The following is a 13,012-nucleotide window of genomic DNA, read 5'->3' on the forward strand; positions in this document are numbered from 1 at the left end:
TTGCACCCATAGCGGTGCTTTTTTCTTTGCTCAATAACAAAGTGTAACGTTACAAAAGCTGTAGCGAAACAGCCGCTGAAAAAATTACTTCATCTAATGTCTCGGAGACTGTATCGCTTGTAACGCTAAAAAACCGTTACAGCCGTTACAAAAAAGGAGGTGTAACGTTACAGTGGCCAAACAAACAAAAATCGAAAAATTTGGCTGCCAGGAGATTGTGCAGGCAGGCATCCGCTCTGCTCCTCCTAAGTCCATTCGGCAGATTGCAGAAGAGTGTTCCGAATGGGCAGGAGAGAAAATTTCTCATACAGCTGTTTCCCGCTACATTGATATGCTGAAAGAGCATGAGCGGCAAGGGAAAAGGGTTGTCGCTACGGAGGATAAGCGGCGGATTTTAAAGCAAGTGAACCAGGAGTTTGATATTATCCAAATGCAATATCAAACCACAGAACGCCTGTTTAAACGATTTGAGCTGCTGGATGATCTGCCGGAATATTTTAAAGACCGGATGGATGAGCTGATCGATAAGATTGCTACCGTTCATGAAGATGAAGGCGTGGTACCGCTCGAATATCTTGAAGGATGGCAGGAAACGTTTGAAAAAGAAATGAAGCGGAAAGTGCTTGAAATTGCGACACTCAACAGGGAGCTGCGGGAAAACAGCAAATTTCTTGCTGAAATGAGAGGAAAGGCTTTTGAATTTAGCTTAATTCAAGAGTACCTCTCTATTTTTATGGACATTTTTAAAGAAGCTTCTCCAGATGCCTACCTGGTAGCCATTCAAAAGATTGCGGCAAATCCCCGGATGCAGAAGATTGTCGAGCAGCAGGAATTGATAAGGGGTGACGGCTAATGTGTTAGCGGCTATTCACAAACAAATTTTAGCGGATGCCGATGTATCCGCACCAAAAGAAGAAAATAAATGGAATGACCTGACGTACATCCGCTTGGCAGAAGAGCATGAGCGGAAACTGGACATATTAGAGCCAGCCGGTGTGAAGGATTTAAAACTCACGCTGAATGAATTTGAGCACTTTTGTAATAAGTGCTTGAAGATCAAAACCAAGAAAGGTGACTTGTCTCCATTCTTGCTTAATGAGGCACAGAGGGAGTTTGCACGCATCGTCTTAAAAGGACTTATAGCGGGTAAGCCTGTACGTGTCATCATTCTTAAAGCCCGCCAAATGGGCTTCTCAACCGTTACAGAAGCAATTATTTATTACCTGTCTTCCCTGCAGGAAGCGAAAAATGCTTTCATCGTGGCGCAGGATTCATCCGCTTCTGAAAACTTATACGATATGTTCCGTCTCTACTATGAGAATATACCGGATCATATCAAGCCAATGCGTAAGCGGAACAATGCGCGCCGCTTAACGTTTGAAAATCCCTCTATTAAAGAGGACGAACGGAAAAAGAATCCGGGCTTAAAATCAAAAATCACCGTTGCTTCAGCGGAAAATAAAGTCCTGGCTCGTTCTGAAACAATCCATTACTTGCATGCTTCTGAATACGCGTTCTGGCCAGCCAGTAAAAAGAAAAAGCATTCCACTTCCCTTTTTGCTGCTCTCTCAAAGGAGCCGGGCACAATCGGCATTATCGAAAGTACAGCAAACGGCATGGAAGACTTCAAGCAAATGTGGGACAGCGCCGAAAAAGGCGAAAATGAATACACACCGCTGTTCTTCCCGTGGTTTGCCATGCCGACTTACCGCATGCCGGTACCCGATGAATTTGATCTGACTACGGAAGAAGAAGAATTAAGAGAGCGGTACGGAGTAGATAACGAGCAGCTGCAATGGCGCCGCTATACCATTCGAAATGACTTTAATGGCGATGTCCGGCAGTTTCGCCAGGAATATCCGTCGGTACCGGAAGAAGCATTCTTGCTGTCCGGTGAGGGTGTATTTGACAATGAAGAGATTCAGCGGAAGATGGACCGGTTCACAACAAAGCCAGCTCATTACGATATCGATGTACCAAAGAAGCATATTTCCGAAAAGAAAAACGGGAAGCTGCTTCTTTTTCGTTTGCCAGAAGAAGGCAAGCGGTATGTGATCGGTGCGGATACCTCAAAGGGAACGTCGAAAAAAGGCGATTATCAAGCCGCCTATGTTCTTGAATGGCGGACTGGCGAAATGTGCGCTGTTCTTCACGGCCACTGGGACACGGATCAATATGGGAAGCGGCTTGATGTATTGGGCAGGTATTACAACACCGCACTGTTAGCGGTAGAGGAAAACAACACCGGACATTCGGTGCTCAACACATTAGAAAACACCTGCAAGTATCCGCTTATGTATGTGTATAACAAGCGGGATTATGGCTGGAATACGAATAAAGCAACCCGGCCGGTCATGATGAGCGACTTTAAAGAAGCCATCCGCGATAATCTGTATCCGATATATGACCTTGAGTTGTATAAAGAGTGCTTAACGTTGATTGACAATAACGGAAAAGAAGAAGCGGACAATGGCTGCCACGATGACCGCATTATGGCGTATGCAATTGCGCTGCAGGTTCGACAGGAAGCGGCACGCTATTTTGAGTGGTACGACAAGCGATATGGAACTGATAAAAAAGACCGCGACCGGCCAAGCCGTGAAAGACCGCGGAGAGAAAGGAGGTAGATGATTGTGGCCAGTCAAATGAAAGCCCGGGTAATCAAAGCGGAAAATGTTTCTTCCACAACGAAACAAATTTATGAAGATCCATTTACTTACGATGGTGAAATTATTCCGCCGCCATACAACCTGGTTGAATTAAAACTGATTGGGGAGTATTCCACCATTCTGCAGCAATGCGTAGAAGCTTACCGAGTGAACATTTTAGGCTTTGGCCTGGTGCCGGAATATCGGTTTGACTACAATGCGAAAGATACACCGGACGAGCGGAAGAAAACGGCAGATGCTGAATGGACTCGTTTGGAAGAGGTTTACCGGTATCTTAATTACGATGAAGAAGCAGAAACCATCCTTGGCTATGGCTTAGAAGACCGCGAGAAAATGGGTAACGGCTATGTTGAGATGTTGCGGGATGGCTTAAATCGACCGGTGGGCATGGAATATGTAGACGGCCAATATGTCCGGGTATGCAAGCGGACGGTACCAGAGGAAGTCGAATACACCATTACGGAAAACGGACAGCCCAAAAAAATCAAGCGATGGCGCCGCTTCCGTAAATTCGTTCAAATGATCAATGGAAAGAAAGTTTATTTTAAAGAGTACGGAGATCCACGGCCGATGAATCTCACCAATGGAAAATTTGATGAGAGTACACCGGAAAACCTGCTTGCTTCTGAAATCATTCATTTTAAGCTGGGGAGCGGTACGTATGGCATTCCGCGATGGGTCGGGCATATCGTCCACCAGTACGGTGCCCGTAAAGCGGAAGAGCTCAACTATCTGTATTTTAAGCAGGGCAGGCACACACCGGCTGCCATTACAATTTCAAACGGAATGCTAACAGATGAATCGTATACGCATCTGCAAGAATACATGAATGGGATTGAAGGCGTTGAAAATGCGCATAAGTTTCTAGTCCTTGAAGCAGAAGGGATTACACAGGATGGGATTAAGCCAGGTGAGGAATCTACTACGCCAGTTAAGGTAGAAATTAAATCACTGGCTGAAATACTGCAGCAAGACGCTCTCTTTCTTGAATACGATACAAAAAGCCGTGACAAGCTGCGTTCAGCCTTTCGTCTGCCGCCAATTTATACCGGTGAATCGAAGGATTATAACAAAGCAACGGCAGACACGGCCCGTAAAATCACAGAAGAGCAGGTCTTTGAGCCAGAGAGGCAAGCCATTACGGGGAAGTTGAACACGCTTTTTCTGCCCGATTTAGAGATTTACCAAGTGGAAGCAGCACTAAAAGGACCAAATTTCGGCGATCCGATCGAAACGGCAAAAGCATTAGCGCCATTTATAACCGGCGGAGCGGCTGTTCCTAACGATTTAAGGGATTTGCTGGGGGAATTGTTAGGGAAAGACCTTGAAGCGCTCCCTGACGATTATAACGTGCCTTTCCCGGTGGTTATGAACGCACTACAGCAGGCACAGCAAACGAACCCGCTGTCAGCTCTCATGAAATCGAAAGCGGCACCGGATATGGATATTCTGAACGTTATGAAGGATATGCGCGATATGCTCGAGGAGCTACAGTCATGAGCAAGGCAGAAAAACTTTTAAAAAGCCTGAATGAGTATATTGCAAAAGCGGATGAAGAGGACGAGGAAAAGCTGACGGACCTTGTACCAGACTTCCCCGGACTGGAGCAAATACCAGGCTTTGTTGAGGATTATGAAAAGAAAGTGGCCAAGCTTCTACGAAAACAGCGGAAGCATTTTTTGGATGGCATGAAATCATTTGTCAGCAAGGATATTACTCTTGCCGCCTTACTGATCTATCTCACAGGTGATCTGTTTGCCGCTGATGAGTTTGAAGAAGAGATGGAAGAAGAGACATCGGAATTTCTGCAGCTGACAGTAGCAGGGCTTGCCGCTGAACTGATGGATTCCCTCGATAAAGACGTACCGTTTGAGGTTCTGTCTAACCGATCCGTTACATGGATTGAAGAATGGTCCGCTGATTTAGGTAAGCTGATGAAGCTGAACTCTCATGATGCATTGGAGAGAGAATTGAAAAAGGTTATTAAAGACGGTGGATCTATCCAGGACGCCGAGCTGGCTATAAAGGATCTGCCGCAGTTTGATCGGAAGCGAGCACGTACAACAGCTATTACCGAAATACTGACTGCCTCTTCTGTTGCGCAGGCGGAATCATACCGGCAAAGCCCAGCAGTCGAAAAGAAGCAGTGGAGGCATTCAGGCAGCAAGAAAAACAATCCGCGTGAAGCGCATGTTGACCTGGATGGAGAAGAAGTCGATGTTGATGAAATGTTTGATGTAAATGGACATGACGCCGATCATCCGCGTGACACTTCTTTACCTGCAGGCGAGCGGGTGAATTGCCATTGTGTGCTGTCACCTGTTGTAAATGAGGAAATATTAGGGCTGAGCAAGGAAGAGAAAGAAGAATTGCGGCGCCAAGCTTTAGAGAAGGCTGAGAAATAGCTACTTTTTCCCCGTTAGGTTAGAATAATCCTTAAGATAAGAGACCATTTTCGACAAGTCATGGAGGGAATTAAGGTGTACAGAAATAAAGAGCTAGGTGAGTATCTGTTAGAAAAAGCATGGAAAGTGACTGAGGAATGGTATGAAACCTTAGACAAAAGTGAAGCGTTCGGGGTTTATTCCAGTACTAATCCAGAAGATGTTAAAGTATTAAAAACACAAAATTATGAATTTCATAGGCATTTTTTCCAATTGTTTCTTCAGGAAGAATCCAAGTTCAAACGGGAGCTTGAGGAGTGGCTAACTTATTTAGCAAACGACGGGCAACATTTGGCAACGCCTATTCATTTTATCGTGAGAGAATTTTTTAACGTTCGAAATCAGTACTTGAAATTAATAAAAGAGTTTGTCTCTCTACATGAAGGAAAATATCCGCAGGAAAAGATTGATTTATGGAACCAAACCGTTTTAGAAACGATGGATGACGTTATAACCTGGTTCATGGAAAAACATCATGAATTTTCAAACACTAGGTTGCAAAGCCAGCAGGAAATGATTAATGAATTAAGCTCACCAGTAATCAAGCTTAATAACAGTATAGGATTGCTTCCACTAGTAGGTGACATTGATACAGCACGAGCGAAGCTTATACTCGAAAAGACGTTGGAGCAATGTTCCGAAAAAAGGGTGAACCACCTCCTCATAGATTTATCCGGCGTAGTGATGATTGATACCATGGTAGCCCACCAAATTTTTCAGCTAATTGATGCACTAAGTTTAATTGGAGTGAAGACAACTCTTTCTGGAATCCGGCCAGAAGTAGCACAGACTGCCGTTCAGCTGGGACTTAGCTTTGATAACGTATCGATTACATCTACGCTCTCTAGGGCCGTAGGTTCTTCTACCATAAAAGGTTAACAGCTTCTATAATTTAGCTGAAATGAGAAAGAAAATATTCAGTGGAGACCGACAAAGTCGGTCTTTTTCTTTTGACTTAAAATAATCAAAATGAATGTATTTAAACTTGGAAAGGAGCAAAGAAATGAATTGGATGTACAAGAAACATAAGAGCATTCAACTAAACTGAAAGGAGGTGAAAAAATAAATGCCAAGAGAATTAGTAAACGCAACAATCACACATGTGTCTTACGTTGATAAAGCCGCTAATCAGAAGCAGTTTTTCTTCACAAAATCAGCTGATCAGTCAGCGCCAACGTTTCAAAAGGAAATAAAGGTTTTTATCAATAAAGAGGAAGCGGTACAGCAGCTCGTATACGGGCTTGTATATGAGCCGAACGTGGAAGATGCTCACGGTGACTTTATGACAGCTGAGGAGATTGAGAAAGCTGCTCATGGATTTATGAAGGATGCCCGCAACATTGACAAGCAGCACAACTTCGAAGCTGGTGTGGGTGAAGTGGTTGAGTCATATATCGCCCCTGCAGACTTCACACTTGGAGAGCAGGAAATTACAAAGGGATCATGGATCATGGTCACAAAAGCGTCCGATGAAATTTGGGAAGAAATCCAAAAAGGCAATATTACGGGCTATTCGATGGCCGGTAAAGCTGAAACAATTGAAAAGAACGCACAAGAGCCTGTTACTACGTCAAATGACGATCAAGTAAAAGGCTTTTTTACTGCAATGAAAAGCTTCTTTACTGGCAGTGCCACTATTCAAAAAGGTGAAGTAGCGGATAAATATAACCGCGATCGTCGGCGTCGGGAATTTTGGGCGGCCCAGGATGCGCTTAATTCGGCAATCTTTAATTGGGATAGCTGGTACGACGAGGATATGGAGTCGGATCCGGAAAAAATCCGTGAAGCGCTGCAGGACTTCATAGATATTGCTCAATCAGTTTTGCTTGAAGAAAACATTGCAAAAGCTATCGGCAAGCCGCCAGAAACGATTGAAAAAGCCGGCAAAAAGATTTCTGCTGCCCGTATGGACAAGATCAATGCGGCTTACGACGCATTGGCTGAGTTGAAAGCGGAAGTAGATGAGGAGGAAGAAGAAGTGAAAAAAGAAGACATCCAGAAAATGATTGATGCTGCATTGACACCGATCACTGACAAACTAACCGCTTTTGAAAAAGAAGAAGGAACAGCTGTTACACCAGCCGGAGAGGACGAGACACTTAACCAGGTTGCAGAAGTCCTGGCGAAAAGCCTTGAGCCAATCACCAGCCGCTTAGAAACTTTGGAAAAATCGCGCGGTATTACAAAGCAGTCTCATGAAGATCCACCGCCAAATGAAAATGAAACACATTTCCTAAAAGGAATCCTATAAGGAGGAACACACATGCCAACTAATCAAGCGATTATGAAAAACACAATTACAACAGGTACGGTTACTTCCGGGCTGTTAAATCCTGAGCAGTCGAAAAAATTCGTTCAGCAGACATTTGAAGCAACAGTGCTTGGCGGTCTTATCCGTACAGAAATGCGAACAGCCAAAACAGGAGAAATTGATAAAATCGGTATTGACTCTCGTATTCTTCGTAAAAAAACAGAGAATACAGATGATGGAAACCGCCAGGAAGTAAAATTCAGCAAGGTAGAGTATGCGACTACAGCTGTACGTCTTCCTTGGGAAATTACAGAAGAATCGCTGCGTGAAAACATCGAGGGCCAGGGCTTTGAAGATACAGTTACTAGCCTTATGACACGACAGCTTGGCGTTGATCTTGAAGACCTTTACTTAAATGGTGATGAAGCGACGTTGAATACCGATGTAGACTATGATTTCTTGAAAATCAATAACGGATGGTTGAAACAATTAGCGACAGGCTCCCATGTGGAGGACCGCACTGCGAAAGAAGCGGGAGCTATTTCACTGAATGTGTTTTATGATGCTTTGGCTCAATTGCCGGATAAATATAATAACGGTACATTGCGCTGGTTGATGGCTCCTTCCATGAAACAAAAATGGGAGCGGTACTTGCTCAGTCAAAGCATTCAAAATGGTGGTGGCTTGTCTGAATCCATTCTGAATGCACCAGCAAGCATTCCATCTGTTGCCGTTCCGAGAATGCCAGCAGATCAGATTATGTTAGTGAATCCAAAGAACCTAATCGTTGTGAACTCCTATGATGTAAAGATTCGTAAAACGACTGAAGGCAAAGATGCCATTATGCAGGACAAGCGTTTCTACGTCGTGCATTTGGATTTCGATCCGGTCATTGAGGAAAAAGACGCGGCGGTCCTTATCAAAGGATTAGCCTAATAGGGAGGGCAAACAATGGCTTATAAGTTAAAGCTGAAAAATATGTTGTCGTATAGCGGGATTGTGAGTGCGGATGCTCGCAATCCTTTTGTTATCGCCAAAACGCAGGAAGAAGCCGACGAGATTATGGAAACGGGCTATTTTGAAGTGGTTGAATCAGAGGCAGCAGAACTGCCTTCTAGTGAGAAACATACAAAGACGTCGCTGAAAAAATTGAATGCTGAACAGCAAAAAGAGGTCATTGTTTTACTCAATGGCGATCCATCTGACACCAACAATGAGGACGAGCGCATCGATCTGATCTTAAAGCTTCAAGATGAAGCAGGAGAGTGACAGCCATGCTGATCGATCCGACCGATCTAACAAGCTACACGGAGTTTGATGTGGTGAAAGAACGGCCGACGGAGCTGCTAGATCAAGATATCTTAGAAGCGGAAACAGAAGTTGAACAGATAGTTGGTCACGATTTTACGGGTGAAGAATATGTACCGCTTCCGCCAAAAGCGAGGCTTGCCTTGTTAAAGCTGGCTCAATATTACGCGCTCACGAATTCCGATGAGTCCCTTGCAAAAGGAATTAAGAGTGAAAAGATCGGTGACTACTCTTATACCGTTTCTGAAACGAGTGCCAATTCAAAACCGGATGTGTCCGGATTGCTCAAATCCTTCATTAAAAAAGAAGAGCCGGTTGATCCAGGCAATGTTCGGTTAAGGATACGGGCGCTATGAGTTACAAAAAGCTGCTTACTCATCGATGTGACATATTCCGGCTTGAAGCAAAGGAAAATGGCGCGCCGACGTATGGCTTGCCTGCCGCATCTATTGTGAAAAAGCCTGACTATTCGGAAGTTCCGATCGATCAAGAAGTTCCTTGCTATTTTACCGAAAAAAATCAATCGGTCGTGCAGGGAGAGCCTGCCCAGGCAGTTTTTCAAAGTTATCTGGTTCACTTTTTGCCGAATGAGGACATCCGCTTGAATGACAAAGTGGTATGGGATGGCGTGGAATTTGTTCTGCAGAAGCCGCGGAAGATTAGGAATCACCATCAGGAAGTAACGGCAGTAGGGAGTGTGCGGCTATGAGCGTGAAAATGAAGGGCTTAAAGCAGTTTATCAAGCAGGTTGAAAAAGCAGCCAACTCGGAAGTGAAAAAGGAATTTGCCCTGTGGCTTGAAGCGTCCGGCATGGAGTTTTTAGAACTCATTCAAGACGAGATCATCCGGACCGAAACGGTCGATACCCGCCGCTTGCTGAACTCATTTAATCGCGGTGACAGTGACAGTACTTGGAGCATTTCACAAGGCGGTCTGACACTTGAAGTCGGCACAAACATTACCTATGCTTCTTTTGCTAATGACGGGCACACAACGGTTGATCTTAATTCCGGGAAAGACCGTCGCTGGGTACCGGGCCGCTGGGTAGGGGACCGCTTTGAATATGATCCGAGCGAGCGGGAAAGCGGCATGCTGCTAAAGGTGAAATGGGTGGACGGTTCCGGCTATTGGGATAATGCCATGGCTATCTTTGAAAAAATATTTGATAAGAGCCTGGAGAAACGCTTGCAGAGATGGCTTGACTCGTTAGGGGGTACACGATGAATCCGGAAGTGTTATCGATCAGAACCTCTTTTTATCAGCTGTTTCCGGTAAAACTCTATGATGAGGAAGTACCGGAAGAGCTGATTGTGCCATCCATGTATTTTCCGCCGGCTTTTTCGTTTGATGGTCCGGGCACACTGTCAACTTTCGAAAAAACGTACAGCCTATCCGTCAAGCTCTTTCACAAAAGCACACTGCAGGCTCATGCAGAAGCGGAGCGGATTGCGGACGCCATTCGTTCCCGGCGCCTGCTTGTCCCTATCCTGAGTCCAAAGGGAGTGCTTACAGGCGAATATGTACGTTTAAATCGAATTGAAACAAGGCAAGGAAGCAACGGCATGGCCCTTATTGTTTTAACATGGGACAGCCGCTATTACTATGAGCAGGAAGAATTTAAACCGTTCACTAGAGTTGAAGTGGAAAGCGGGGTGAAATAATGGCAGCGAAAGAGAATGAAGTCGTAAAAGAAACAGAAACCGCATTTCCCTTGTATCAATTAAGAGAACATGCCAGTGAATTATTTGGCGTAAAGCCGGAGATTTTCGATGGTGTGTTTGCAGAAGAAACAGAAGCAGCAATCACAAAAACAGAAGCCAAAAAGCGCATTACAGCGTTTTTGAAGAAGGAGGTTAAATAACCATGATTAGCGGAACATTTACGCCAGGAGTACCAAAAGAACGGGCCGGTATTTACTTCCGGTTCACATCAGCCGCTCAAAGCCGTTTAGCAGTCGGAGTAAGAGGGCGTGTCGTCCTTCCTCTTGTTTTGAAATGGGGACCATCAAAAACGTTTTCGGAAATCACAGAGGGATCGGATTTCTTTGACAAGCTCGGCGTGGACATTACTGATTCTTCTGCTTTGCTGATTAAAGAAGCGAAGAAGCAAGCTCGGACGGTCCTTGTATACCGATTGAATACCGGCACAAAAGCAACAGGCACAATTTCAACAGGTGTCACAGCTACGGCAGCTCATGGCGGCGCATTGGGGAACTCCATCAAAATTGTGATCCAAGACAACGTGCTTGAGCCAACGAAAAAAGATGTAACGGTTTATTTCGGCGTGACGCAAGTGAGCAAACAAACGGTAGCCACGGCTGCTGAATTAAAAAGCGACAAATGGGTGGCATTCACTGGAACAGGCGCCTTGACGGTAACGGCAGGCGTGACATTAACCGGCGGTGCTGATGGCACAACGACGAATCAAGAGTACGCTGATTTCTTGGCGGCTGCTGAAACGCAATACTTTGATACTATCGCCCTTCCATTGGACAGCGATACAGCGCTGAAAGCGACGTTTGTGTCGTATATCAAACGACTTCGTGACACGCACGGGATCAAAGTGGTCGGTGTTATGCCGAATCATCCAGGCGATTTCGAGGGCATTATCAATGTCACGAATGGTCCGATCCTAGCAACGGGCGAAACGCTCACACCAGCGCAAAATGTAGCATGGGTAGCAGGCGCAAGCGCAGGGGCGACGATGTATCAATCCCTTACATTCATAGAATATGAGGGAGCTGTGGACGTCACACCTAAGTTTGACAATGACCAAATCATTTCCCGCTTGAAAGCAGGAGAATTTCTTTTGACACTTGATCCCCGTGATAAAAAGGTCTCGGTTGAAAAAGACATTAACTCCTTCACGTCATTCACGACGGCGAAAAACAAGCGCTTTGCAAAGAATAAAATCATCCGTATTTTGGATGCGATCAACAATGATTTAATTGTAAATCTGAAAGCCTTGATCAAAGAGAAGAAAGATCGTGGGCAGGATATTCCAGTGAATGGCGATGGCGCTCAAATCGTGCGGTCAGCGGTATCTACATACCTCACGACACTGCAAGAAGGCAATGCACTCACTAACTTTGATCCGCAGACAGACATTAACATCGTGATCACAGACGATGCCGATGGATTCTTGATCAGCGTTGGCGCACAGCCGGTCGATTCGGCTGAAAAACTTTATTTCGATATGGAGGTGCGATAAGATATGGCATTTCGTTCTGGAAATACAATCAATGGAAGAGAAGGTCGCCTGTTTTTTGAAGGCGATGAAGTGGCGTACACCAAGTCTTATGAAGCCACGATTGAAAAGAACAAAACAGAAGTGCCGGTCCTTGGACGCCGCATGATGGGGCATAAAACCATCGGCGCAAGTGGATCGGGCACATTGGTGGTCTACAAAGTGACGTCTAAATTCGTTCGTTTGATGGCGGATTACGTGAACAAAGGGGAAGATCCTTATTTCACTTTCCAAGAAGTATTGGATGACAAGGCTTCTGGTCGTGGAACGGAACGTGTCACGATTTCCGACGTCAACTTTGACAGCGCAAAAGTCGCAGGGTTGAACGCAGAAGGCGAAGTCTTGGAAGAAGAATTGCCATTCACATTTGAAGGCATTGAGCTTCCAGAAGAATTAGCAGAAGGATTTTGATTGAAGGGGCGGCTATTTAGTCGCCTTTTCCCTTTATTAAAAAAACATTTATTAAACAGGAGGAAAAACAAATGGCAGCTACAACTAAACGTGATATGAGCTTTTTCTTAGCAGGCAAGGCAAAACCGGTAACAGAGGAAGAAGTACCAGTTTCAAGACGTTACGTGGACGAGGAAGGCAAAATCATTCCATTCATCATGAAGCCGATCACAACAGAACGCATTGAAGAATTAGAGAAAGAATGTTACAAACCTGTCTATGAAAACGGCAAAAAAGCAGGGGAAGAATTTGACCGTCCACGTTGGATCGCCCGTATGGGGATTGAATCGACAGTTTATCCAAACTTCCGTGATGCAGAACTTCGGAAATCCTACGGTTCAGAAGATCCAGTGGAAGTCTTGAAAAAAGTATTATCAGTCGGCGGCGAATATGCGGAATTTTTGCAGGCAGCACAGCGCATTAATGGCTACACTGAAACGTTTGAGGATCTTGTTGAAGAAGCAAAAAACTAATTTTGAGCGGTGATCGTGATGCGGTCTACGCTCATTTTTTATTGCATGAAAGAGAATGGAAGCCGCGAGACCTGAAAGACCTGTGGGAGATGCCAAAGGGGATGAAGGCATATATCTACGCTTCCATCGAAAAATATCTCAAGGATCATAAGCCGAAGAAATAGGGGGTGA

Annotated in this window: 16 protein-coding genes; all 16 read left to right on the plus strand. The window is 44.9% G+C overall.

Going from position 1 to position 13,012, the window contains the following annotated elements; genetic code table 11:
• The first annotated feature begins 172 nt into the window (after positions 1-172).
• Positions 173-853 carry a hypothetical protein gene (locus VQ00_RS11985; protein WP_046180377.1) on the plus strand — a complete coding sequence of 227 codons (681 nt, stop codon included), beginning with the start codon at positions 173-175 and terminating at the stop codon, positions 851-853.
• Positions 843-2,627: a terminase large subunit gene (locus VQ00_RS11990; RefSeq protein ID WP_156154061.1), complete on the plus strand. Its 1,785-nt coding sequence runs from the start codon at positions 843-845 to the stop codon at positions 2,625-2,627. Before VQ00_RS11985 ends, VQ00_RS11990 begins: the two co-directional genes overlap by 11 nt.
• Positions 2,628-4,169: a phage portal protein gene (locus tag VQ00_RS11995; protein ID WP_046180378.1), complete on the plus strand. Its 1,542-nt coding sequence runs from the start codon at positions 2,628-2,630 to the stop codon at positions 4,167-4,169.
• Positions 4,166-5,074 carry a phage minor head protein gene (locus VQ00_RS12000; protein ID WP_046180379.1) on the plus strand — a complete coding sequence of 303 codons (909 nt, stop codon included), beginning with the start codon at positions 4,166-4,168 and terminating at the stop codon, positions 5,072-5,074. Before VQ00_RS11995 ends, VQ00_RS12000 begins: the two co-directional genes overlap by 4 nt.
• A 75-nt stretch (positions 5,075-5,149) precedes the next feature.
• On the plus strand, positions 5,150-5,992 hold the full coding sequence (locus VQ00_RS12005) for an STAS domain-containing protein (protein WP_046180380.1): 843 nt from the start codon (positions 5,150-5,152) through the stop codon (positions 5,990-5,992).
• Positions 5,993-6,179: 187 nt separating this feature from the next.
• A complete protein-coding gene (locus VQ00_RS12010; RefSeq protein ID WP_046180381.1) occupies positions 6,180-7,364 on the plus strand; it encodes an XkdF-like putative serine protease domain-containing protein in 1,185 nt (394 codons plus the stop codon).
• A gap of 12 nt (positions 7,365-7,376) precedes the next feature.
• A complete protein-coding gene (locus VQ00_RS12015) occupies positions 7,377-8,300 on the plus strand; it encodes a phage major capsid protein (protein ID WP_046180382.1) in 924 nt (307 codons plus the stop codon).
• Between the two features lie 15 nt (positions 8,301-8,315).
• On the plus strand, positions 8,316-8,633 hold the full coding sequence (locus tag VQ00_RS12020) for a hypothetical protein (RefSeq protein WP_046180383.1): 318 nt from the start codon (positions 8,316-8,318) through the stop codon (positions 8,631-8,633).
• Positions 8,634-8,638: 5 nt separating this feature from the next.
• Positions 8,639-9,028, plus strand: coding sequence for a protein YqbG (gene yqbG, locus VQ00_RS12025; RefSeq protein WP_046180384.1), 390 nt, complete (start codon positions 8,639-8,641; stop codon positions 9,026-9,028).
• On the plus strand, positions 9,025-9,381 hold the full coding sequence (locus tag VQ00_RS12030) for a DUF3599 family protein (protein WP_046180385.1): 357 nt from the start codon (positions 9,025-9,027) through the stop codon (positions 9,379-9,381). Before yqbG ends, VQ00_RS12030 begins: the two co-directional genes overlap by 4 nt.
• 2 nt (positions 9,382-9,383) lie before the next feature.
• On the plus strand, positions 9,384-9,896 hold the full coding sequence (locus tag VQ00_RS12035) for an HK97 gp10 family phage protein (RefSeq protein ID WP_046180592.1): 513 nt from the start codon (positions 9,384-9,386) through the stop codon (positions 9,894-9,896).
• Positions 9,893-10,333 carry a phage portal protein gene (locus VQ00_RS12040; protein ID WP_046180386.1) on the plus strand — a complete coding sequence of 147 codons (441 nt, stop codon included), beginning with the start codon at positions 9,893-9,895 and terminating at the stop codon, positions 10,331-10,333. The genes VQ00_RS12035 and VQ00_RS12040 overlap by 4 nt, the downstream gene beginning before the upstream one ends.
• Entirely contained in the window at positions 10,333-10,533 is a 201-nt protein-coding gene (locus VQ00_RS12045) for a YqzN/YkzM domain-containing protein (protein WP_046180387.1), read from the plus strand. Before VQ00_RS12040 ends, VQ00_RS12045 begins: the two co-directional genes overlap by 1 nt.
• A 2-nt stretch (positions 10,534-10,535) precedes the next feature.
• Positions 10,536-11,882 (plus strand): phage tail sheath family protein, encoded by a 1,347-nt coding sequence (locus VQ00_RS12050; protein ID WP_046180388.1) that lies wholly within the window; start codon positions 10,536-10,538, stop codon positions 11,880-11,882.
• Between the two features lie 3 nt (positions 11,883-11,885).
• Entirely contained in the window at positions 11,886-12,329 is a 444-nt protein-coding gene (locus VQ00_RS12055; protein WP_046180389.1) for a phage tail tube protein, read from the plus strand.
• Positions 12,330-12,400: 71 nt separating this feature from the next.
• Positions 12,401-12,841, plus strand: coding sequence for a phage tail assembly chaperone (locus VQ00_RS12060; RefSeq protein WP_046180390.1), 441 nt, complete (start codon positions 12,401-12,403; stop codon positions 12,839-12,841).
• The last annotated feature ends 171 nt before the right edge of the window (positions 12,842-13,012 follow it).

The sequence above is a fragment of the Domibacillus tundrae genome (assembly GCF_000970675.1).
Taxonomy (GTDB): Bacteria; Bacillota; Bacilli; order Bacillales; family Domibacillaceae; genus Domibacillus; species Domibacillus tundrae.